The organism is Kitasatospora sp. NBC_01539, from assembly GCF_045040525.1.
Classification (GTDB): Bacteria; Actinomycetota; Actinomycetes; order Streptomycetales; family Streptomycetaceae; genus Kitasatospora.
In genome coordinates, this window is sequence record NZ_CP109390.1 from 1,541,213 (window position 1) to 1,564,796 (window position 23,584).

A 23,584-nucleotide genomic window follows, 5' to 3' on the forward strand; every position below is an offset into this window, starting at 1 on the left:
GCACCTGAAGCGCCCCGGGGCCGGACCGCGTACCGACCGCCGGTGCGGCCGGGGTTCAGGGCACACCGACGACACCGACGCCGGGCCGGCATCGGCGAACGGATCACCCGGCACGCCGTACGGCCGCGCCCGTCACCGACGGCATCCCCGCCACCGGCGGGACCGGCGGAGGGGTCGGGCAGCCGGTCGGCGCCTCACGCCGCGGCCGGGGGAAGGCCCGCCGCGGCACGGATGGACGCCATCAGGCGGAGCCCTTCCTCACCGACCAGGCCGAGGTGGTAGAGGTGGAGTTCCTCCATGCCCGCCGCCCGGTAGCGGGCCACGCGGTCCGCCACGCCCTCGGCTCCCCCCCAGGTGCCGTCGGCCTGGAGGTACCCGCCGACGGCGACGTCCGGGCCGGCCAGCGCGCGCAGACCGCGCAGGGCGGCCTCTCCCGCCGGTCCCGGGTCCCAGCAGGACGCCACGAGGACGTCCATCCGCGGGAGATGGACCGGGCCCACCGCCGTGAACGCGCCGGTCGCCCACGGGTCGGGGGCCGCGTGCAGCACCAGGCGCACACCGCGGTCCACGGCGCGCGCCTGCTCGGCGACCGCCGTGCCCAACCGGCCGACCGTCGATCCCCGGACCTCGCGGAGGAGGCCGGCCGCTTCCGGACCCAGAGCCTCCTCCACGCTGTCGGCGGATCCCGGGCGCCCGAGAGCGCTCCGCACGCACGCGGCGGTGTGCGCCGGATCGAGGCCGGCAGCGGCATACCGGCGCCCGCACGCGCCGCAGAAGCACAGCGACAACAGCTGCTGGTCCGTGGCGCTCCACCCGGCGAGTCCGGCCTTGTCGTGGTGGCCGCCGTGGACGGCCCCGAGCGGGCCGCACGCCTCCAGGACCAGCCCGTCCGGGTAGCCGGTCCCGACGACCTCGCCCGTCAGGGTGACGCAGTAGTCGGCGACCTCGTCCCACGAGGGGCACAGGGCGTAGGAGTAGTGCTCTCCGTAGGCGTTGCGGACGGTCAGATCGGGGTGTGACCGGCCGAGGTGGCTGTTGTGGGTGAGGACCGTCCAGGCGTAGACGTCGAGGCCGACCTGCCGCAGCGCGCGGCAGGCGTCACCGAACGGGTCGGCCGAGGGGAGCCACGCCGCCGGGGCGGGACGCAGCCGGCGTCCGCGCCAGGCCTCCGCCCGTACGGGCACGTACGAGGCCGCGTGGGGCACCTCGGTGAGGCGCCGGGTGGGATGGAGGGGACTCGCCGAGCGCACGGTGTGGTACGCGGCGGCGACGGCGACGGCGTCGAGTCCCAGGGCACGGGCCCGCTGTGCCGCGGCAGGGTCGTCACGGAAGTCCCAGGGGTAGGCGTAGCCCACCGCGCGGCCCGGGGGGGCTGCGGGACGGAGGGAGCCGTCGCCGTCGGTCACCACCGGGGGGTCCTCCTGGCAGGCGGCGCGGGAGCGCGAAGCGCGACGGGGCCGGCCGTGGCGCCGGCGATCCGGATCGCCCGGCTCACCGGAGGGCCTCGTGGGCGCAGATCGCGAGCCCGGTGTCGGTGAGGCGGTACAGGACCTCCAGGTGCTCGGGGGACGGGTCGACGAGGGGCGCTCGGACCCCTCCCACGTCGAGGCCGCGCCGGCGGACGGCGGCCTTGACGAGGGAGACCGCGTATCCGGGGACGAGGTCGCGCAGCGCGGCCAGGGGGTGGAAGAACTCGTGCTGGAGGCGCTCGACGAGTGCCGTGTCCCCCGCGGCGGCGGCCCGGTGGAAGGTCATCGAGATCTCGGGGGCGAAGCAGAACACGGCGGAGGAGTACAGCTCCACACCGATGCCGCGGTAGGCGGGCACCGTCGCCTCGGCGGTGGGGAGGCCGTTGAAGAACAGGAAGGACTTGCCGTCGTCCTCCAGCGCAGAGCGGATGCCGAGGATGATGCGGGAGAGCAGTTCGAGGTCTCCGAAGCCGTCCTTCAGCCCGATGACCTGCGGCAGCCGGGCCACCTCGACGGCCGACGCGACGTCGAAGCGCGCGTTGCCGCGGTGGTAGACGATCACCGGGAGGTCGGTCGCCGACGCGACGGCCTTCGTGTACGCGACCAGGCCGGCCGGGGGTGCCTGCACCAGGTAGGGCGGCAGCAGCAGCAGGCCGTCGGCCCCGGCCTCGTGCGCGAGCCGCGCGAACTGCTGCGCGAACGGCAGGGTCCCGCCGGCACCCGCGAAGACCGGCACCCGCCCGGCCGTCACCTCGACCGCGGTGCGCACCACCTGGGCGTACTCCTCCAGCGACAGCGCGTGGAACTCACCCGTTCCGCAGGCCACGAAGACGCCGCCGGCTCCGTGGTCGAGGCCGGTTCGCACGTGCTCGGCGAACACCTCCAGGTTGATCGAGCCGTTCGGCGTGAACGGTGTCACGGGGAAGAACTGCACACCTTCGAGCATCGTGGATGCCACTCCTCATGTTCATATATGTGGACGGTATTCATGTTTGAGAACATCTGTCATGACAGTAAAACCCGACCGGAGCCGGGTCAAGTCCGACGAGGGCGATGTACGGGAGGGGAGGCGGGCGCGGCGTGCCCGCACGCACCGCGCTCCCCCGGGGCCGCCGGGGCCACGGGCCCTCTCGTACGGCAGGCCCGGGGAGGACGGCAGGAACGCCGTCCGCGGCCGGGCGGGTTCGGCCTTCGGCGGCGGCGGGAAGGGCCGGGGAGCGGAAGGGCTCGACCCGGCGGCGGTCCGCCGACGGCCGACCGCCAGGGGCCGCGTGACGGCCGGCCGCACACTCGTGAACGACATCGCACCGCGTGATCCCGGACGCGGGCAAGGACGGGGTGCTCGCGCGGCCCGGCGACCGAGGGCAGCGGGGGCGGCGAGGCCTCGACGCGTCGACGCGCCGGTCGGAGGGTCCGGACCGGTCCGGACCCTGGGGGGGTCGCGCTACCGAGGTCCGCGGCCCGCACGTGCGCGAGGACCCGGGCGTGAGACCCGGGCGCAAGACCCGGGCGCGAGGACGCGAGCGCGAGGGGAGATCGTGCCGGCTCCCGTCCGACCGTGTCCCGGCCACTGCGAAGCGGCCGGGACACGGTCGGACCGGAGGTCATCGGGTGGGGTCAGGGGTCAGTAGGCCCAGGACCACTTCTGGGCCGAGGTGCCGTTGCACGTCCACAGCTGCAGCGGAGTGCCGTTCGCGGTCTTCGCGCCCGTCACGTCCAGGCACAGACCGGACTTCTGGGCGACGACGGTGCCGTCGCTCCTGACCGTCCACTTCTGGGCCGAGCTGCCGTTGCACGGCCACAGATCGACCTTGGCGCCAGGAGTGGTGGAACCCTCGTACACGTCGAGGCATTCGGTGGCGCCCATCGTGCGCAGTTCGTCCGAGGAGGTCGGCGAGAACTGCTGGTTGATGCCGCCGTTGCAGTCCCAGATCTGCTCCTTGGTGCCCGGGAAGTAGACGTTGCCGCCGGCGGTGTCGATGCACTTGCCGGACTGGGCGCTCACCAGTGCGCCGGTGCCGCCCGTGCCGGAGGTGGGAACCGCGGAGATGAGGGCGACGCCGCCGGCGGCCACGCCGGTGGTGTAGGTGCTGACGGTGCCGAGCGGCTTGTCGTTGTTGATCATGTCGGTGATCTTCGCCGTGCCCGTGAGCCCGAGCTGGGCCAGCGGGAGGCTGAAGGTGTGGCTGGAGGAGGTGTCGGTGTTGAACACGCCGATGTACCAGGTGCCGTTCTTCTCGCGCTTGGCGAAGACCTGCTCGGTGTCGGTCTTGATCACCCGGGCGGCGGGGATGCCGTCCTGGTCGATCGCGATGAGCCGCTTGTTGGCCAGCAGCGCCTTGTCGCCCGCGTCGAGGTGGGTCAGGTCGGCGCCCAGCATGTACTGGGAGCTGGCCAGCGCCCACAGCGCCATGTTCGTCTGCCGCTGAGGCGGGGTGATGCCGTCGTCGTCACCGTTGCCGACACCGAAGGAGTCGAGGTCGTTCCATCCTCCCTTCCCGGCGTACGGCTGGTACGTGGCCGCGTCGTCGAACCGCTTGGAGACGTTGGTCCAGCTGGTGAGCGGGAAGCTGTAGCCCTTCGGGCTGGCGCCGATGTCACCGTCGATCCGCCAGGAGTTGGCCAGCGACGACCAGGTGGGACCGTTGGATGCCGACAGGCTGGCGGAGAGGTTCAGCGCGATCGGGCGACCGGTCTGCTTCAACGCCTTGGACCAGGCCGTGACGTCCGCCGTCTTCGACGTACCGACACCGTCCAGCTTCAGGTAGTCCACGCCCCAGTCGGCGAACTGGTCGGCCCAGGAGTCGATGAACTCCTGCGCACCGGGCTTGCTGAAGTCGATGTTGCGCATGCCCTTGCAGTTGAAGTTGCTCGCGCTGCTCGTCGTGGCGATCTGGTCCGCGGTGTACGAGGTGCCCGCGATCTTCGTCTTCTTCGCCACCGCCTGGGCGGAGATGCCCGGCGTCACGTAGAGGCCGAACTTCAGGCCCTTGCTGTGCACGTAGTCCGCGAGGGACTGCATGCCGTCCTTGCCGTCACTGCCCGGGAACAGCGAACCGTCGGTCACCCAGCGGCCGTTGGAGTCGACGTCGGGGCCCTGACTGCCCGGGCACTTGTACCAGAAGTCGTCCATGTTGGCGTAGTTGTAGCCGAGGTCCTTCAGCCCGCTCGACACGAGGGCGTCCACCTGGGCCTTGAACTTGGCGGCCGAGGGGTCACGCTGCAGGAACCCCCACCCGCTCCAGCCCATCAGCGGGGCGTTGACGGCGATGCCGTTGTCCGACGCCGCGGCCGTCTGCACCAGCGCCTGCGGACCCGCCAGTCCCACGCCGACGGCGGCTGCCAGCGCCACTGCTACCCATCGAGATCTCATCTGTCCTCCACGTTGTGCGAATGCCTTGGTTGTCGGTGGTGTGCGGGTCACTTGAAGGTCCACTGCTGGTTGTCCCCGCCGTTGCAGGTCCACAGCTCCAGGCCGGCGCCGTTGGGGTTGGTGGCACCGGTGACGTCCAGGCAGAGCCCCGACTGGACGCCGGTGATGGTGCCGTTGCCGTTCTTGTTCCACTGCTGGTTGGTCCCGCCGTTGCAGTCGTAGATCTCGACGTGCGTGCCGGCGGCGGTCTGCTTGTCGTGGGCGTCGAAGCACTTGCCTTCGAGACGAAGGGTCTTGTCCGACGTGCTGTAGGTGACGTTCTGGTTCGGGCTGCCGTTGCTGCTGCAGTTCCAGACCTCCAGCTGCACCCCGTTGTAGGTGGTGCCCTGCGGGGAGTCGGCGCAGCGGCCGGAGAGCTTGCTGACCAGCGGGGCACCGATGGTGCCGTGACCGGCGGCCGGGGTGACGCGCAGCACGCGGGAGCCGTGGCCGGGGACCGATCCGGTGAACTTCCCGTTGGAGGTGCCGAGGTCGGTGTGGCTCCACAGGTCGCGGACGGTGGCGTTTCCGGTGAAGCCCAGGTCCGACCAGTTCGCGGTGACGTTCGCGGTGGAGCCGCCGAGGTTGAACAGGCCGACGGTGTAGGAGCCGTCGGAGTTGTAGGCCCACCAGGTCTGCTGCTGCGCGCCCTGCACCACCGGGTGGGCGGGACGGCCCGCCCGGTCGACGGCGAGGATCTCGTCGTTGGTCAGCAGGGCCAGGTCGCCGGCGTCCATGTGGGTCAGGTCGGTGCCGAGGAGCAGCGGCGCGGCCGAGATGGCCCACAGGCTGAGCTGGGTGCGGCGTTCGTCGACGGTCAGGCCGGTGCTCGTCCCGTTGCCGACCTCGATGGAGTCGGGGTCGCCGTAGCCGCCGGAGGAGTCGTACTGCACCCAGGCCGGCAGGGTGTTGAACCGCTGGGAGACGGCGTTCCAGTTCGTCAGGGTGCTGCAGTAGCACTCGATGTCACCGCCGACCCGCCAGCCGTTGGCGTACTGCTTCCAGAACGGGCCCTGGTTGATGTCGAGGGAGTTGGACAGCTCGAAGTGGATGACGCGCCCGGACTGGTCCAGTGCCTGGGACCAGTGCTGGACGTCGTCCTTGTCGGAGGTGTGGACGCCGTCCATCTTCAGGTAGTCCACGCCGTAGGAGGCCAGCAGCTTCGCCCACGAGTTGAGGAAAGCCTGCGCGGCGGCGGGGTTCTTGGCGTAGTCGATGAAGTACATCGAGCCGTCGCGGAAGTTGTAGTTCGTCTCGTAGTGCGTGGTGTCGGAGACGATGTCGCGGGCGTGGAAGGACGTCCCCTCGATCGGGGTGTTCCGGTTGTACGCCGCCACCGGGATGCCCGGGGTGAGGTACATGCCGAACTTCTCGCCCTTGCCGTGCACGTAGTCCCCGACGGCCTTCATCCCGTGCGGGAACCTGGCACCGTCGATCACCCAGCGGCCGTAGGCGTCGACGTCCGTGCCGGGGTCGAGGTAGTAGAAGTCGTCGATGTTGACGTAGGTGTAGCCGTGGTTGAGCAGCCCGGTGGAGGCCAGCGCGGCGGCCTGCGCCTGGATGTTCGCCTCGGTCGGGTCCTTCCGGATGAAACTCCAGCTGCTCCAGCCCGAGATGGGCTTCGCTCCGGCGCCGTTGGCCGACGCGGCGGCGGGCGGGGCGGCCGAGACCGCCGTTCCGAGCAGGGCCGGGGCCAGCAGCGCGGCTGCGGCGAGCATGCGCCGGCCGCGGCGGAGGGGGCCGGCCGGGCGGCCCGACCCGTGGGGTGTCGATGACGTCATGGGGGTCCTTGAGCTTCCGACATGGGGGGATCAGTTCGAGCTGCGGGCGACGAGCTGGGTGGGATTGACGAAACGGAGCGAGACGAGGAGGAGGACGGCCATGGAGGCGGTGTAGATGACGGCCATGGCGTCGATGGACTGGGGGGTGCGGATTCCGGCGGAGAAGACGGCCGAGAACAGGGACACGATGAGGGTCTGGCTGTCGGGGCCGGAGGTGAGGAAGGTGAGTTCGAACATGCCGAAGGTGCGGACCAGCACGAGGATGCCCGCGGCGAGCATGCCGGGCAGGAGCAGCGGGCCCAGTACCCGGACGAGGACGGAGCGGGTGGAGGCGCCGCACATCCGGGCCGCCGCTTCGAGGCGGGGGTCGATCTGCTCGATGAAGGGCGTCATGGTGAAGACCACGAAGGGGATGGAGGGCACCAGGTTGGCCAGCACGACGCCGGTGAGGGAGCCGGCCAGGTGGAACTTGTACAGCACGGTGGCCAGCGGGATGCCGTAGGCGATGGGCGGTACCAGGATCGGCAGGACGAACAGCGTGGTCAGCAGGCGCTTGCCGGGGAAGTCACGGCGGGCCAGGGCGTAGGAGGCGGGCACCGCCAGGAGCAGTGACAGCGCCACGACGAGGAAGGAGACCTCGATGGTGACCCACATGACCGGGCCCAGGTCGAACTCGTCCCAGGCCTGGCTGTACCAGGTGGTGGTGTAGCCGCGCGGTGCCCAGCCGGTGAACCAGGTCTTCCCGAAGGAGTTCAGGACGACGGAGCCGATGACGCCGAGGAGGTTCACGAAGAAGAACGCGAGGGCGGCCCAGACCAGCCAGGTGCCCGGGCGCAGGGTCAGGGTGCGGCGCCGGCGTCCCTCGTGCGTCGTGCCGGTGCCGGTGCCGGTCGGGGGAGCGGTGGTGGCGGTGGTGGTCGGGGTGCTCATCCCTTGCCTCCTGTCGAGCCGCGGTAGAGGAGGGAGCGCAGGCCCATGGCGATGCCGATGACGGCGAGCATGAGAGCGGTCATGACCATGGCGATGGCGCAGCCCTGGGAGTAGTCGAAGCGCTCCAGGGCGACTTCGTAGGCCTCGACGGAGATGACGTGGGTCCTGCCGTCGGGATCGCCGACCATCATCGCGGAGGGGAAGACGGCGAAGGCCAGGACGAAGGTGAGGCAGAACGTCGTCAGGAGCCCGGGGAGCAGCAGCGGGAAGGTGATGTGGCGGAAGCGCTGCCCCCGGCCGGCGCCGAGGGTGGCCGCGGCCTTCTCCAGGGCGGGGTGGATGCCGGAGAGGTAGGAGTGGGTGAGCAGGAAGGCGAACGGGAAGCCGCTGATGATCAGGGAGAGCAGCACGCCCCAGTAGTTGTAGGTCAGTTGGACGGGCGTGTCGGCCAGGCCCAGCGCGTGCAGGGTCTGGTTGAACCAGCCGACCGGGCCGAAGAACTCGACGATGCCCTCGGCGGTCAGGACCGTGCCCAGGGTGATGGGCACCACGAGCAGGGCCAGCAGGAGGCGCTTGCCGCGGAAGTCGCGGCGCATGCCGTAGGAGACGGGCACGGCCGCGCCGACGTTGATCAGTGCGGCGGGCAGGGCGAGTTTGAAGGTGATGCCGATGGAGCCGACCGCGAAGGAGTTGCCGAAGAAGGCGCGGTAGGAGCCGAGGAAACCGCCGGTGTCCGGGTGGAAGGAGATCTGCAGCCCGTAGAGGAAGGGATAGCAGAACAGCACGACCACGGCCAGCAGCCCGGGCAGCAGCAGGAGCAGGGTGCGGTCGACACCGCGTTCGGCCAGGCGGTGCCGCAGCGCCGCGCGTTCCCGCACAGGACCGGGTGCGATTCCCGGCGGCGACAGGGTGCTGGTCATGCGGCCGCCTCCCGGGGGTCCTGGAGGAAGACCATGGCCCGCTCGGCGGGGATCGTCAGGGACACGGTGTCGTGCGGGCGCACGGAGGCCGCGGTCGTGAAGTGGATGCGGTCGCCCTCGCGGGTGAGGGCCTCCACGTGGAACTGGCGCCCGTGGTACTCGACGATCTCGGCGACGGCCTCCACGTCGGCCCGGCCGCCGTCCTGGGCGAGGTGGACGTCCTCCGGGCGGATCGCGACGACGACCCTGTCACCCTCGACCAGCCGGCGGTCGGCGACCGGTGTGCCCTGCATGGCCATCCCGCGGCCGCGGGCCAGCACGCCGTCGCCGTCGGCGGAGGCGACCTCCAGGTGGAACAGGTTGCGGTAGCCCATGAACGCCGCCACGTGCGGGTCGGCGGGGTGCTCGTACAGGTCGGCGGGAGTGCCGATCTGGCTGACGCGCCCCTCGTGCAGGACGACCAGGCGGTCGGCCAGCGACAGCGCCTCCTCCTGGTCGTGGGTCACGTACAGGGTCGTCAGGCCGAACTGCTGGTGGATGCGGCGGATCTCGGTGCGCATCTCCAGCCGCAGTGCCGCGTCCAGGTTCGACAAGGGCTCGTCCATCAGCACCAGCGGCGGCTCCAGGACGATGGCGCGGGCGATCGCGACACGCTGCTGCTGACCGCCCGACAACTGCCCCGGGTGCTTGCGGGCGTGTTCGCCGAGCCTGACCAGCCGCAGCACCTCGTCCACGCGGCGCTCGGTCTCCGCCTTGCCGACCTTGCGCATCTTCAGCCCGAACGCGACGTTGGCCCGCACGCTCAGGTGCGGGAACAGCGCGTAGTTCTGGAAGACCATGCCGAAACCGCGCTTCTCCGGCGGCAGCGTGTCGATCCGCTGCCCGTCGAGCGTGATCTGACCTCCCGTCAGCGGAAGCAGGCCCGCCAGGCAGTTCAGAGCCGTCGTCTTGCCGCACCCCGAAGGGCCCAGCAACGCGACGAACTCCCCACCGCGCAGGGTCAGATCCAGCGGCTGCAGCGCGGTGTGGGCACCGTACGCCCGGGTGACGCCCTCCAGCCGGAGCTCGCGCAGCTGCGACCCGGGGCGGTCGGCGACCGGTGACGGCCCGTCCACCGGCGCCCCGGAGGCCGGGCCGGACTTCTGGTCGGATGCGGTCTGAGTCATCGGGGACACCTTGCTCACTTCGTCGAGCCGATCCGGCGGTCCCACAGGTCGAAGGCCGTGACCTGGGTGGTGGCGGGCAGCGAGTTCTTGATGGGGTACTGCTTGATCCACGCGTCGAATTCCGGCTCGCCGAACTTCTCGACGACCTTCTGCGAGGCGGCCGGGGCCTTGCTCAGCGGCACGTCCTTCACCGCCGGGCCCGGGTAGAAGTAGCCGTCGTCGTAGGCGAACGCCTGCTGCTCCGGGGTGAGCATCCACGCCAGCAGGCGCAGCACCGCGGTCAGCACGTCGGCGTCGACGCCCTTGGGGATCACCCCGAACTGGGCGTCGCTCACCCAGGTGAACGACGAGAACTTCGCGACCTTCATCCCGGCCGGGACAGTGCCCAGCGCACGCGGGTTGACGTACCAGCCCGTCGTCGTGGCGACCATGTGGACGGTGCCGGCCGCGAGGTTCTTCATCGTCGCGGTCGTCCCCGCCGGGTACGAGTCGACGTACTTGTTCAGCTCCGTCAGGTACGCCCACGTCTTGGCCCACCCGTTGGTCGGGTCCGTGGGATCGGAGTCGCCCAGCAGGTACGGCAGGCCCATCAGGAAGGTCCGCCCCGGACCGGAGTTCGCGGGCCGCGCGTACTGGAACTTCCCCGGGTTCGCCTTCGCCCAGTCCAGCAGTGCGTCCGCGGTGGCCGGGGGCGCCGGGACCTTCGCCGGGTCGTACTCCAGCAACGGCCCCGACGGGTACCAGACCAGCTCGATCCCCTGGTCCTCCGCCAGCGAGGTCATCGCCGCCGCAGCCGGCTGGTAGTTGGCCATCAGGCCCGGGAAGAACGTGTCGTGGTACGGCTTCAACCCGTACCACAGGCCCTTCTGGATGCCCGCCGCCAGACCGTCGGTCCCCGTGAGCACGAGGTGGATCTGCACGTTGCCCGCCTGCTGCTGCGCCTGGACCTTCGCGGCCAGCTGGGGCGCGGTGCCGGTGCTGTACGTCACCCGCGAGACGATCTCGGGGTGCGCGGCCGTGAACGCCTCGATCATCGGCTTGGTCAGCGCCAGGTTTCCCGCCACGTCCAGCACGTTCAGCGTGACCGGCTTGGCCGGTGCGGTGGCGAGCGAGGCGGGCGCCGCCGAGGGGCTGCCGCTACCGGGGCTGCTCGGGGCGGAACAGGCCGCGAGGACGGGCGCCGCGAGGCCGGCGGCGGCGAGAGTGGACAGCACCCGGCGGCGCGAGGGGGCGGGGAGGCTCAGTCTGCTTCCGGGGAATTCGAGCATGGCGGGTGATGTCCTTCGCTGTGTGATGGTGCCCCGTCGGGCGGGTCGGCCGCCCGACGGGACGGAGGATCATGCGAGCTGTCCGGCCCGACCGGGCCGGCCTGCTGCGGGCCCGGACCGGTCAGAGTGGAATCCGCTTCCGGTGGCTGGTGGGTTTCGTGGGCATGGCGCGCCGGAGACGCGTCACGCCCGGGTGACGGCCGGCCGCCCCCACCTCTCGTGAGAGAGGCGGCGGCCCGCCGCAGCAGGGGACCGTGGTGCGATCCGTGGGACGGTCGCCGCCGTCGCCACGTCCTGGCGTGCTGGTCCGTTGCCGGAAGGTGCCCTTCGCCCCGCGAGGGGCATGGGGGAAATTGTGCTGTCCTGTTTCTTCCAGGGTCAATGCTCAAGCCAAAGAAACATTTTCCGACATGGCGGTCGCGCGGAAAGCCGCTGGCCAGAGCTTCGGGCGCTCTGCGATCCGTTGCGGCCACCATGCCCCACCGTTCACATACATGATCTCCGCGAGGGGCGGCCACGCCCCACGGAGCAGAACTACTCGTCCGAACAGCAGGGTTGACCCTGGCCGTCACCCCGGCCTAGCCTCGCCTCTAATCGCAGTTCACATTGCAGATCATGGTTCACGTATAGGACCCAGTGATTCCGCCCTGGGCCCCCTCCCCCGCACGGTGTGGCCCCACATGCCGCCCGGGGCCGCATCCCCCACCCGGGAAGGCACACCATGTACGAACATCCCAGCCGCCGGAAGGTGCTCGGAACCCTTGCGGGCGGCGCGCTCGCCGCGTTCACCGTCACCGCCGCGGGCGGCACGGCCGAAGCCGCACCGGCCGCCGCGCAGACGTACACGCCGCCCGCGTCACGCACCCGACTCAGCCTCAACTCCGGGTGGCGTTTCCACAAGGGCGACCTCACCGGTGCGCAGGCACCCGCCTTCGACGACGGTGCGTGGGCTTCGCTCAGCGTGCCGCACACGTGGAACGCCCAGGACGGGGCGGACGGCGGCGGCAACTACTACCGGGGCGTCGGCTGGTACCGCAGGCGCGTCACCGTGCCGGAGAACCTGTCGGGAAAGATGCTCTTCCTGCAGTTCGCCGGGGCCAACCAGGTCGCCGACGTCTGGATCGACGGCACCCACCTGGGCCGGCACCAGGGCGGCTACTCCCGCTTCCGGTTCGGCGCCACGGCGAACCTCACACCGGGCCGGGAGAGCGTGCTGGCCGTCCGGGTGACCAACGCCGCCGACCCCGACATCGCGCCGCTGAGCGCCGACTACACCTTCGAGGGCGGCCTCTACCGCAACGTCAGCCTCCACGCGGTCGACAGGCTCGCGGTGCGGATGCTCGACTACGCGGGCCCCGGCGTCTACCTGCGCCAGCGCGGCGTCACCGCCACCTCCGCGACGGTCGACGTACGCGCGAAGGTCTTCAACAACAACACCACGAGCCGCTCCCTGGTGGTGCGCGCCGTCGTCACCGACGCGAGCGGCACGATCGTGGCCGACCGCAGCAGCGCGCCGCAGACGATCGCGGCCGCCTCCGGCCTGGACGTCGTACAGACGCTCACCATCGCCAACCCCCGCCGGTGGGACGGCCTGGCCGATCCGTACCAGTACAGCGCCACCGTCGAGATCCGGGACGCCGCCGCGGGGACGGTCACCGACGTCGTCACCGAGCCGCTGGGCCTGCGCAGCTTCGGCCTCGACCCCACGAGCGGGTTCTCGCTCAACGGCAGGCACCTGGGTCTGCACGGCGTCAACCTGCACCAGGACCGCTCCGTCGTCGGCTGGGCCGAGAGCGACGCCGACCACGAACAGGACTTCGCCCTCATCCGCGAGGTCGGCGCCAACACCGTCCGGATGGCCCACTACCAGCACGACCAGAAGGACTACACCCTCGCCGACGCCGCCGGCCTGGTGGTGTGGGCCGAGATACCGCTGGTCAACGGCACCACGAACTCGACGGCCTTCACCACCAGCACGCAGAACCAGCTGCGCGAGCTCATCCGGCAGAACTACAACCACCCCTCGATCGTCTTCTGGGGCATCGGCAACGAGCAGCGCTCCGACGACACCGCCACCAACACCCTGCTGGCGAGCCTGGCCGCACTGGTCAGGAGCGAGGATCCCGACCGCATCAGCGTCTACGCCAACAACCTCGGCAACGACGCCAAGGTCGCGGGCCACGCCGACACCACCGCGTACAACAAGTACTACGGCTGGTACGGCGGCTCCTACAACGACCTGGGGGGCTGGGCCGACGGTCTCCACAAGGCCGAGCCCGGCCGCACCTTCGCCGTCTCCGAGTACGGCGCAGGCGCGAACACCACCCAGCACGCCCTCAACCCAACCGGCTACAGCAGCGGTTTCCACCCCGAGGAGTACCAGGCGCTCCTGCACGAGGCCTCCTGGAAGCAACTGGCCGCCCGGCCGTTCGTCTGGGGCACCTACGTGTGGAACATGTTCGACTTCGCCTCCGACGGACGCGACGAGGGCGGCCAGCGCGGCATCAACGACAAGGGCCTGGTCACCCGCGACCGCGCCACCCGCAAGGACTCCTTCTACTGGTACAAGGCCAACTGGTCCCCCGAGCCGACCCTCTACATCACCGGTCGCCGCTGGACCTCGCGCACCGCCGCCACCACCGAGGTGAAGGTCTACTCCAACGCCGCCGAGGTCACCGCCGTGCTCAACGGCACCTCGCTCGGCCGGCGGACCGGCCCGGACCACATCTTCAAGTGGACCGGCGTGACACTCCGCCAGGGGGCCAACACCCTCACCGTCACGGCCACCATCGCCGGTACCACCCACACCGACACCGTCACCTGGACCCTCGCCGGGTCCTGACGGATCCTCCGGCCCCGGGCCTCCCCTGCGACCCCCACGAACCCACGACCCGTACGGCCCGTACGGCCCGTACGGCGCCGTGCGACCCGTGCAACCCGTACGACCGCACCGTGTCACGTGACATCCCCGCAACGCCGTCCCGTCGAAAGCCTCCACCTCACTTCGTGCACGTCACAGGGGCCCCACCCCACCCCCACCACCCACCCGAATGAGGTACGACATGCAACGTCACACGGCCGGACACCCCGCGGCGAGGGCGGCCGCGCACGCTGCCGACGCCACGGACGGCAGCACCACCGCACCCGGCGACCAGGACCACGGGACGGGGCGCCGGCGCGGCGCTCCGGTCCTGGGCTCGGCCCTGACCGCCTTCGTCTTAGGAGTGTCGGCGCTGGTCGGAGCGGCCGGCCCCGCCTCGGCGGCCTCACCCGCCGCGAACGGCGCCGCGGCGCTGATGAAGTCCTACAACCCGGGCACCGGCCAGATCGGCACCGGCTGGTGGAACTCCGCGGTGGCCCTGAGCACCATCGAGACCTACCAGCAGACCACCGGCGACTCCCAGTACGCGTACGCGATCTCCGGCGCCTTCGAGAAGCACAAGGCGTCGAACTTCACCAACGAGTACCTGGACGACACCGGCTGGTGGGGACTGGCCTGGGTCCAGGCCTACGACATCACCGGCAACCCCGCCTACCTGCAGATGGCCAGGACCGACGCCGACTACATCCACGGCTACTGGGACTCGACATGCGGCGGCGGCGTCTGGTGGAGCACGGCCAGGAGCTACAAGAACGCCATCCCCAACGAGCTCTTCCTCCAGCTGACGGCCGCCCTGCACAACCGCATCCCGGGTGACACCACCTACCTGAACTGGGCCAAGCAGGAGTGGAACTGGTTCAAGGGCACCGGGATGATCAACAGCTCGCACCTGGTCAACGACGGCCTCACCGGCTCGTGCAAGAACAACGGCCTGCAGACCTGGTCCTACAACCAGGGCGTCATACTCGCCGGCCTGTCCGAGCTGTCCAGGGCCACCGGGGACACCGGTCTGCTCACCACCGCCCGGGAGATCGCCGACGCCGCGACCTCCCGCCTCTCCAGGAACGGCATCCTCACCGAGCCGTGCGAGGCCTCGGGCTGCAACCAGGACGCCGTCTCGTTCAAGGGCATCTTCGTGCGCGGGCTGCGGGCGCTGGCCACCGGCGCCCACACCACCGCCTACGACTCGTGGCTCAACGCCCAGGCGAGCTCGATCACGGCCCACGACACCAACAGCAGCGGATTCGGCGTGTCCTGGGCCGGACCGGTCAAGGACGTCTCCTCCAGCACCACGGCGAGCGCCGAGGACGCACTCGTCGCGGCCCTGCCGGGAGCAGGCACCCACGACCCGACGGGCCCCGTGAGGTCGGGAATCGCCGGCAAGTGCCTCGACGACTACAAGGCATCGACCACACCCGGGGCCAAGGCCCAGATCTGGGACTGCAACGGCGAACCGTCCCAGCGGTGGACCGTGAACGGCCAGACCCTGCGCGCCAACGGGCTCTGCCTCGACATCACCGGCAACGGCACCGCCGACGGCACCCTGGTCGAGTTGTGGACCTGCAACGGCGCCGCCAACCAGAACTGGAAGTCCTCCAACGGCGCCCTGGTCAACCCCGCCACCGGCAAGTGCCTCGACGACCCGCGATCCAGCACCACCAACGGCACCCAGCTCCAGATCTGGCCCTGCAACGGCGCCGCGAACCAGAAGTGGACGCTGCCGCAGGCCGGCTGACCCCGTGCGGCGCTGCCGCGGATGCCTCCGGTCCTTCTTCACGGGCGAGGACCGCCGGACCCGCGGCAGCGCTCGGCGCCGTCGGCCACCCCGGCCGACGGCGCCATCCTCCCCGGGCCCGGCGGTCGTCCCGCCGGGCCCCGGCGGCACCCGACTCCCCTCTCCCCCGGCCACAGCACACAGCACACAGCACACAGCACACAGCAACGGTCGACGACGACCTCGGACAAGGCAGGAATCCATGCTGAAGAACGCCCCCACGCCGGCGGTGACGCTCCGGCGCGCCGTGGCAGCACTGCTGCTGCTCGCCGCAGCCGTCCTGGGACCACTGCCCGCCGCCCACGCGGCGGACGTGAGCACCTTCACCCCCGGCGCGGCGTGGAAGGACCAGAACGGCAACCGGCTGCAGATGCACGGCCTGGGCATCGTCAAGTCGGGCAGCACCTGGTACGCGTTCGGCGAGGACAAGACCGGCGAGAACTCCTCGGACACGTCCTTCCGCGCGATCCCCTGCTACTCCTCGACCGACCTGCAGACCTGGACCCACCGCAGCACCGCGCTGTCCCGGCAGGCGAGCGGCGACCTGGGGCCGGGCCGGATCGTGGAGCGGCCCAAGGTGATCTACAACGCCTCGACCCGCACCTACGTGATGTACATGCACATCGACAGCCCCTCCTACTCCGAGGCGAAGGTGGGTGTGGCGACGAGTTCCACCCCCTGCGGCCCGTACACCTACCGGGGCAGCTCCCGGCCGCTGGGCTTCCAGAGCAAGGACCTGGGCCTCTACCAGGAGTCCGACGGCGCCGCCTACCTGCTCTCCCGGGACCCGCAGCACGGCCTGCGCATCGACCGGCTGTCCGCCGACTACCTCTCGGCGGCCTCCACCGTCGCCCTCCTGCCCGACTACGAGTCCCCGGCGATGATGAAGTCCGGCGGCCGCTACTACCTCCTCGGCTCCCGCCTGACCGGCTGGAACCTCAACGACAACGTGTACGCCAGCGCCACCTCGCTGAGCGGGCCGTGGTCCACGCTCACCGAGTTCGCACCCGTCGGCACCTCGACGTACAACACCCAGACCGCGAACATCATCCCGGTCAGCGGCTCCTCGGGCACCACGTACATCTACGCCGGCGACCGCTGGAACGCCTCGGACCTGGGCAACTCCCCGCTCGTCTGGCTGCCGATCACCTTCTCGGGCACGACGCTGAACGTCGGATGGTTCTCGTCCTGGTCACTGGACCTCTCCGCGGGCACCTGGACCGCCGACGCGTCCGTGCCCAGCGCGGCCGGCCACGTCCTCACCGGCGCCGGCAACTCGCAGGTCGTCGACGTCGAGAAGGAGTCCACGAGCGACGGCGCCGCCGTCATCCAGTGGCCGGCCACCGGCGGCACCAACCAGACCTGGAACCTCCGCCGCGCCTACGGCAACGTCTTCAGTCTCGTCAGCGCCAAGAGCGGCAAGTGCCTGGACGTGTCGGGCTCCTCCACCACGGCGGGCGGGAAGCTCGTCCAGTGGCCGTGCTCCGGCGCGGCCGGCCAGCTGTGGGCCTTCGACGCGGTCGGCGACTACGCCTCCGCGTCGAACACCTCCTACGTCCTCAAGAACCTCAACAGCGGCCTGGTCGTCGACGTGCCGAAGAACTCCACCACCGCGGGCACCGCCCTCGACCAGTGGAGCAGCAACGGCGGCTCGAACCAGGTCTGGCGCGTCTCCTGACAGGAGCCACGCCGGAAGGGGTTCGAGTCCGGACACCCCCCCGCAGGCGCGGCGAGTCGCCCGCGCTCCTCGACGGCGGTCACGCCGGCGCGCCTGCGCACCACCCCCGGCCCGGCAGCCCCGCACCCCCGCCCGCGGCCCGCTGCACGGCCGAGAACGCTGCTTCGACCACCCCTGGCAGCCACACGTATGGGAGAGACGATGGAACGCGGACAGATCAAGCGCAGGACCCTGCTGTCGACGGCCGTCGGCGCACTGGCCGTCGGTGCGGTGAGCACCGTGCCCACCCGCGCGGCGGCCGCGGCCACGGAACAGTTCGCCGACTACGCCAAGCACACGGCCGACAGCCGGAGCGTCACCGTCACCAGCACGACCGGCCAGCAACTGCGGCTCACCGCGTACGGGGACCAGATCGTCCGGGTGCACGCGGCCCGCGCCGGGGAGAGCCTCTTCGCGGACACCCGCTACGAGATGGTGGTGCCCGCGAACCACACCGCCATGGGCGGCAGCCTGAGCCTCACCGTCACCGCGGACACCGTCGAGGTGCACACCGCCGCGGCCGACGGCCTGCGCGTCGTCCTGCGCAAGCGGCCGATGCGGCTGGAGTTCTACTCGCGGGCCACCGGCGCGCTGCTGGCGAAGGAGGACGCCACCCGCGGCATCAACTGGAGCGGCACGAACGCCACCGTCGCGGCCCAGGCGTTCGTCCCGCCGTCCTCCGACGAGCACTTCCTCAAGGCCGGGCACGGCGTGCTCGGCCGCGCACCGAGGCTCGACCGCACCGGGGACTCGGTCTCCCACAACTACGCCGACGCGTACGCCGCCGCCCACAACCCGATCGACCAGGCGCCCGCCATCGTGCCGTTCTACCTCTCCAGCAAGGGGTACGGGGTGTTCTTCAACACCACGTTCGACACGACCTTCAACTTCGGCGGCAGCAACGGGTACGGGTTCTTCGCCGACGGGCACGACTCCGGCGGCGTGCGCCCGCAGGTGGACTACTTCGTGATCAACGGTCCCCGGTTCTCGCAGCTCCTCGACCGCTACACCCAGCTCACCGGCCGCCCGCGACTGCCCCAGCGGTCCATCTTCGGACTCCACATGTCCGACAAGAGCTTCGCCGACGTGAGCACCCAGGCCTGGTGGCGCGAGAAGATCGGCCGGCACCGCGCGGCCGGCTTCCCCTTCGACCACCAGGTCAACGACAACCGCTGGCGCGCGGGCTCGGGCTCCTGGTCCGGCTCGTGGTTCGAGTTCAGCCCCGACCGCTGGCCCGACCCCGCCGGTTACCAGGCGTGGGCCGCCGCGAACGGCGTCACCGTGACCCTGGACTACAACCGCAACAACACCAACGAGATGGCGGGGTGGAAGGCCGGCCCGCCGCCCGGCTACAGCCTCGCGGCGGCCGACCTGACGAACGTGAAGGAGAACAACGCCGTCCCCGACTGGAGCAACCCGGCCACCCGCGCGTGGGTGTGGAAGGTCTTCTGGGACAAGGCCCTCAACCCTGCCCTCAAGTACCCCGGCGACGGTCTGTGGATCGACGAGACCGACGACCTCGGAGGGATCCCGTACACGGCGAAGATGGCCGACGGCCGCACCTGGGCCGAAGGGCGCAACGCCTACTTCCTGAACCTGCACAAGGGGGTCGGCGGCGAGGGCTGGGACCCCTCCGGGAGCGGGCACATCGGATCCGCCAAGCGCCCGTGGACCTGGAGCCGCGGTGCCACCGCGGGCCAGCAGCGCTACGGGCACTACTGGACGGGTGACATCAGCCAGACCTACGAGGAGATGCAGAACCAGATCCGGGGCATGCAGACGGCCGGCCTCGGCGGCTTCCCCTTCGCCAACATCGACGGCGGCGGCTTCGCCGGCGGCGCGGTCTCCGACGCCTTCTACCGCAACTGGCCGGTCGCCTGGTCCAGCTTCTCCCCGATCTGGCGGCCCCACACCGGCGCCTCGACCGCACAGTACGGCACGAAGGCGTCGCGCTGGCCGCTCGACCAGGGAGCGCAGGCACAGGCCGACTTCGCGCGGTACGGCCGGCTGCGGTACACCCTGATGCCGTACATCTACACGCTCGCCCACCAGGCCGCCGCCACCGGCATGCCCATGGCGCGGGCCATGGTGATCGACTACCAGGACCGGCCCCAGGCCTACACCCACGACCTGCAGTACCTGTGGGGTCCTTCGCTCCTCGTCGCACCCCTCACCTCCGACGGCGGGGGCGTCCAGCAGGTCTGGCTGCCGGCCGGGGCCACCTGGTACAACTTCTGGGCCGACATCAAGCACACCGGATCCGACACCGGCGACTTCGCCTACACCACCCGTACCGGCGAGACACCGCTGTTCGTCAAGGCGGGGGCGATCCTGCCCAGGTACCCGTACGCGCAGAGCACCGCCTACCTCACCGAGCGGCAGCTGGAGATGGAGGTCTACTCGGGGGCCGACGGCGCCTTCCAGCTCGTCGAGGACGACGGCGTGACCGAGGCGTACCGGGCCGGTGCCCAGAACACGAGCGTCACCCGCCTCACCTACACCGACGCCTCCACCCGCGTCGTCATCGCCCACCCGCAGGGGACGTACCAGGGCGCGCCCGACAGGCGCCGCTACGTCGTCCGTTTCCACGGCCTGGCGAAGCCCGTCGGGATGCGGGTCAACGGGGGTGCCACCCTGCCGGCGTTCACCAGCGAGGCCGCGGCCCTCATCAGCGGCAACGGGGCCGGCAGCGTATGGGACGCGCAGGCGAAGATCCTGACCGTCATCACGGCGGAGATCGCCGTGAGCACGAACGGCGGCACCGCCGCGACCGTCGAACCCAGCGGCGCCGCCTTCCCCGCCGTCGGCGGCGGCACGGTCTACCAGGCCGAGAGCGCGCGGTTCGACAGCACGTTCGTCCTCGACACGCTCCACCCCGGCTACACCGGCACCGGCTACACCGACTTCAACGGAACGTCCGCGGGCGCCACCATCACGTGGACGGTCGGTGTGGCATCGGCCGGGACGAGGCAGCTCCTCATCCGCTACGCCAACGGGAGCGACACCGACCGCCCCGTGACCATCGACGTCAACGGCACGAAGGGCTCCACCCTCGCCCTGCCGCCCACGGGCAGCTGGGACACCTGGGCGACGGCCTCCTTCACCGAGAACCTCCCGCAGGGGACGAACGTCAGCGTCCGGGCGACCCTCACCAAGGCCACGGGCGCCAACTTCGACAGCCTGACGGTGATGTAGCAGGAACCATCCCGGCTCCCGCACCGGTGGAAGAACTCGTCCGGTACGTCCGGGCCGTGAACGAAGGCTGCCGTCCACAGCGTGAAGGGCGGCAGCCTTCGGCATCACCACCACCGGCCGAGCCGATGTTGGGTTGTGAGTGAAATGGCAGGCCGGCCGCGTGCAGGCCCGGGAAGCAGGGATGCTGCTGCCGCCGCTGCCGCCCAGCTGGTCGAGAATTCAACAGGCCTGCCATTTCAGAACTTTGACCGATCGGGGCCCGGCCCGCCGAGACGCGTGCGACGGATGGTCACGAGGCGATATCGGGTCCTCCCATCCCCTTGACGTCACTGCGTAACAGGGATGTCATGTGTTGCATACCGTTTGAACATGTTGGTTATTGGTGAGGCTGGCCACCGGACGGCTCCGGAGAGGTCCAGCCCTCTCCCACCGCGGTCGGCCGTGCGCTCCCGACACCCACCGCTTTCCCCCGCACCCCCAGCGCCATCCCGGCGCGCGCTCAAGGAGCTCTGCCCATGTTCCGCACCACCCGCCGCGCCGTCGCCGCGACCGGCCTGCTGCTCACCCTCGGCCTGACCACCGCCTGTTCCACCGGGCAGGAGTCGACGAAGCCGGACGCCGCTCCCGCGGCACCGGTGAACGGCAAGATCTCGATCACCTACCTGCAGAAGCAGGGCGACCAGGAGTACTTCGTCGGCGAGGCGGCCGGCGCCAAGGCCAAGGCCGCCGAGCTCGGCATCGACCTGAAGGTCGTCAACCTCGGCAACGACGCCAACAAGACCGTCAGCGAGGTCCAGTCCGCCATCGCGCAGAAGACCAACGGCGTCATCATCGTCGTGCCCGACCCGGCCGTCGGCCCCCAGGTCGTGCAGCTGACCAAGGACGCCAAGGTCGCCCTGCTCACCTCCGACGACCAGATCTGCGCCACCGGCCCCGACCCGTCCGCCTGCGCCAAGGACGGCCTCGTCGCCCGGATCGGCTTCTCCGGCCAGCAGATGGGCGGCGAGGTCGGCAAGCGCGCCGCCGAGGAGTTCAAGAAGGCCGGCTGGAACCAGGCCGACACCCGCATCATCTCGGCGTGGAAGCAGGACGTCACCGTCTGCGCCGACCGGGTCAACGCCGCGAAGGACGCGTTCATCGACGCCGCCGGTGCGAGCATCCAGAAGATCGACGTCGCCACCGACAACACCCCCACCGGCGCCCAGGACAAGATCGCGGCCACCATCACCGCGAACGCGGGCGTCAAGCACTGGATCGTCTGGGGCTGCAACGACGAGAACGTCCAGGGCGGCGTCACCGCCATGGAGAACGCCGGCATCACCGCCGACAACGTCATCGGCGTCGGCCTCGGCGCCTACCTCGCCTGCAAGGACTGGAGCGGCACCAAGCCCTCCGGCATGAAGGCCGCCCTCTTCATCAACGGCAAGGACGTCGGCGCCCTCGCCGTCCAGACCATGTACGACAAGCTCAAGAACAGCAAGGACTTCCCGGCCGAGGCCTTCGCCCCCACCACCATGGTCGACACCACCACCTGGAAGTCCGCCGGCGTCACCTGCAACTGAGGCCGGTCGGTCCGACACCCCAAGAAACCACCAGACCGACCACCGCCGCCCCGCCGCCCCGGCACCCCGCACCCGACGGGACCGGGGCACCCGTCCACAAGGCCCGTCCGCCCCGCGTCCCGGGCGCCGGTGCCCTCCGGTCCCGCCGCGGCCGCGCGTTCGTCCGAGGAGTCGGGTCAGGTGGGTGGGGCGGGCTGCCGGGACGGACGGCTCTGCGGCCGCCGTCGGTTCAGCAGCCACCACGCGGTCACCAGGTCCTCGGTACGCCGCAGGTCCAGTCCGGTGAGCGTCTGGAAGCGGTTGACGCGGTAGCGCACGGTGTTCGGGTGCACGGCAAGTCGTCGCGCCGTCTCCTGGACCCCCTGGTCGCAGTCCAGGTACGCCCGGGTGGTCTGCTCGATCTCGCGGCTCGATCGTCCCGCCTCGTCGAGAGCCGTGAGGTGACGCGCGGCGAGCTGGGCGGCGGTCCGGGCGGCGGAGCGGACGAGTGGGCGCGGTCCGAGGTCGGACAGCCGCACGAGCCCGGTCATCGTGAACCGCTCGGCCGTTTCGAGCGCCACCACCGCCTCGTCGAAGCCGTGGTGCAGCTGGTCGAGCGGGAGCGGCGGACCGACGGCGACCAGGTGGCGGGCGACGTCCTCGGGGGCCTTCGGCAGGATGAAGCCCAGGCTGGATCCGACCTGGGCCAGCAGGAGACGGTCGGCGGGGACACGGACGGCGGACGCGACGACGCGGCGGACCGCGTCGGCGGCGGTGGCGGACGTCGCCCGCGCGGCGAGGGCGACGTGGGGAAGGTTGAGGTCGAGCCCGAAGAGATGGGCGTCACGGTGGATCCGCTCGGCCGTGAACGCTCCGCCGAGCACGCCCCTCGCGAAGGCGGACCGGCGCTCGGCGTCGAAGTGCGCGCGCTCCAGGACGAGGTCGTGCTGGACCCTGGCGAAGACCGAGGACGCCTCGTTGGCGAACTCCCAGGTGCTGTCGTGCACCGCGAGCAGGAATCCGGAGGGCAGGCCCACCTCTTCGGCGACCTCGTCGATGAGGGCGAGCATCTCGCGTGAGCCCAGTTGGTAACCGATGGCCAGGACGTCGAGAGGAACCCCACGGGCGACGCGTTCGAGGGCGTACTCGCCGAGCATGTCGCGCAGCGCGCCGTCGGGGACCCGCAGGGCCGAGAGCTCCCCGAGGAGGATGTCCATGAAGCGGTGGGCCGACACCCGGAGGTCGTCGTCGGACATGACCGCGTAGCCGGGAACGTCCGACCGGATGAGGGCCAGGACACGATCGGCGAAGACCTCGCGCAGAGCGCGCAGACGCTCCACGGCCGCCACCACCGCTTCGCGCGTCGGGCCGTCGAGCGTGGCGAGGTCGGGCATCCGTCGCCGTACGGGCCAGACGGGCGGAATCTCGTGCTCCATGGGCTCCACCTCGGTCTACTGCCAGGTTTGTTCGCCGAAACAAGTTCGGCGCCGCGATCTTATCGGAGGAGCCGTATGCACGAGGTCAGGTCGC

At 70.8% G+C, this 23,584-nt stretch carries 14 protein-coding genes; 5 read left to right on the forward strand and 9 right to left on the reverse strand.

Going from position 1 to position 23,584, the window contains the following annotated elements; all coding sequences use genetic code 11:
• Window positions 1-194 precede the first annotated feature (194 nt).
• The 8 genes from OG335_RS06480 to OG335_RS06515 all read right to left on the reverse strand — a co-directional run bounded on the left by OG335_RS06480 (window position 195) and on the right by OG335_RS06515 (window position 10,946).
• Window positions 195-1,409 carry a hypothetical protein gene (locus OG335_RS06480; RefSeq protein ID WP_405010040.1) on the reverse strand — a complete coding sequence of 405 codons (1,215 nt, stop codon included), beginning with the start codon at window positions 1,407-1,409 and terminating at the stop codon, window positions 195-197.
• Between the two features lie 82 nt (window positions 1,410-1,491).
• A complete protein-coding gene (locus OG335_RS06485) occupies window positions 1,492-2,415 on the reverse strand; it encodes a 5-dehydro-4-deoxyglucarate dehydratase (RefSeq protein WP_405015322.1) in 924 nt (307 codons plus the stop codon).
• 678 nt (window positions 2,416-3,093) lie between these two features.
• Window positions 3,094-4,842 (reverse strand): glycoside hydrolase family 27 protein, encoded by a 1,749-nt coding sequence (locus OG335_RS06490; RefSeq protein ID WP_405010041.1) that lies wholly within the window; start codon window positions 4,840-4,842, stop codon window positions 3,094-3,096.
• Window positions 4,843-4,889: 47 nt separating this feature from the next.
• A complete protein-coding gene (locus OG335_RS06495; RefSeq protein ID WP_405010042.1) occupies window positions 4,890-6,662 on the reverse strand; it encodes a glycoside hydrolase family 27 protein in 1,773 nt (590 codons plus the stop codon).
• A 30-nt stretch (window positions 6,663-6,692) separates the two neighbouring features.
• Window positions 6,693-7,592 carry an ABC transporter permease gene (locus tag OG335_RS06500; protein ID WP_405010043.1) on the reverse strand — a complete coding sequence of 300 codons (900 nt, stop codon included), beginning with the start codon at window positions 7,590-7,592 and terminating at the stop codon, window positions 6,693-6,695.
• Window positions 7,589-8,512: an ABC transporter permease gene (locus OG335_RS06505; protein ID WP_405010044.1), complete on the reverse strand. Its 924-nt coding sequence runs from the start codon at window positions 8,510-8,512 to the stop codon at window positions 7,589-7,591. The genes OG335_RS06500 and OG335_RS06505 overlap by 4 nt, the downstream gene beginning before the upstream one ends.
• The gene (locus tag OG335_RS06510; protein WP_405010045.1) at window positions 8,509-9,678 is read right to left on the reverse strand and encodes an ABC transporter ATP-binding protein; all 1,170 of its coding nucleotides are present in this window, start codon (window positions 9,676-9,678) and stop codon (window positions 8,509-8,511) included. The genes OG335_RS06505 and OG335_RS06510 overlap by 4 nt, the downstream gene beginning before the upstream one ends.
• A gap of 14 nt (window positions 9,679-9,692) precedes the next feature.
• Window positions 9,693-10,946: an extracellular solute-binding protein gene (locus OG335_RS06515; protein WP_405010046.1), complete on the reverse strand. Its 1,254-nt coding sequence runs from the start codon at window positions 10,944-10,946 to the stop codon at window positions 9,693-9,695.
• 721 nt (window positions 10,947-11,667) lie between these two features.
• Here OG335_RS06515 and OG335_RS06520 point away from each other — a divergent pair.
• From OG335_RS06520 to OG335_RS06540, 5 genes are all read left to right on the forward strand, one after another.
• Window positions 11,668-13,788 (forward strand): glycoside hydrolase family 2 TIM barrel-domain containing protein, encoded by a 2,121-nt coding sequence (locus OG335_RS06520; protein ID WP_405010047.1) that lies wholly within the window; start codon window positions 11,668-11,670, stop codon window positions 13,786-13,788.
• A gap of 220 nt (window positions 13,789-14,008) precedes the next feature.
• Window positions 14,009-15,562 carry a glycoside hydrolase family 76 protein gene (locus OG335_RS06525; RefSeq protein ID WP_405010048.1) on the forward strand — a complete coding sequence of 518 codons (1,554 nt, stop codon included), beginning with the start codon at window positions 14,009-14,011 and terminating at the stop codon, window positions 15,560-15,562.
• A gap of 241 nt (window positions 15,563-15,803) precedes the next feature.
• Window positions 15,804-17,279, forward strand: coding sequence for an RICIN domain-containing protein (locus tag OG335_RS06530; RefSeq protein WP_405010049.1), 1,476 nt, complete (start codon window positions 15,804-15,806; stop codon window positions 17,277-17,279).
• Window positions 17,280-17,480: 201 nt separating this feature from the next.
• Window positions 17,481-20,513 (forward strand): TIM-barrel domain-containing protein, encoded by a 3,033-nt coding sequence (locus OG335_RS06535; protein WP_405010050.1) that lies wholly within the window; start codon window positions 17,481-17,483, stop codon window positions 20,511-20,513.
• 515 nt (window positions 20,514-21,028) lie between these two features.
• Window positions 21,029-22,075, forward strand: a complete 1,047-nt coding sequence (locus OG335_RS06540; protein ID WP_405010051.1) for a substrate-binding domain-containing protein — start codon at window positions 21,029-21,031, stop codon at window positions 22,073-22,075.
• Window positions 22,076-22,251: 176 nt separating this feature from the next.
• Here OG335_RS06540 and OG335_RS06545 read toward each other — a convergent pair whose 3' ends face one another.
• Window positions 22,252-23,490 (reverse strand): PucR family transcriptional regulator, encoded by a 1,239-nt coding sequence (locus tag OG335_RS06545; protein WP_405010052.1) that lies wholly within the window; start codon window positions 23,488-23,490, stop codon window positions 22,252-22,254.
• Window positions 23,491-23,584: the final 94 nt, after the last annotated feature.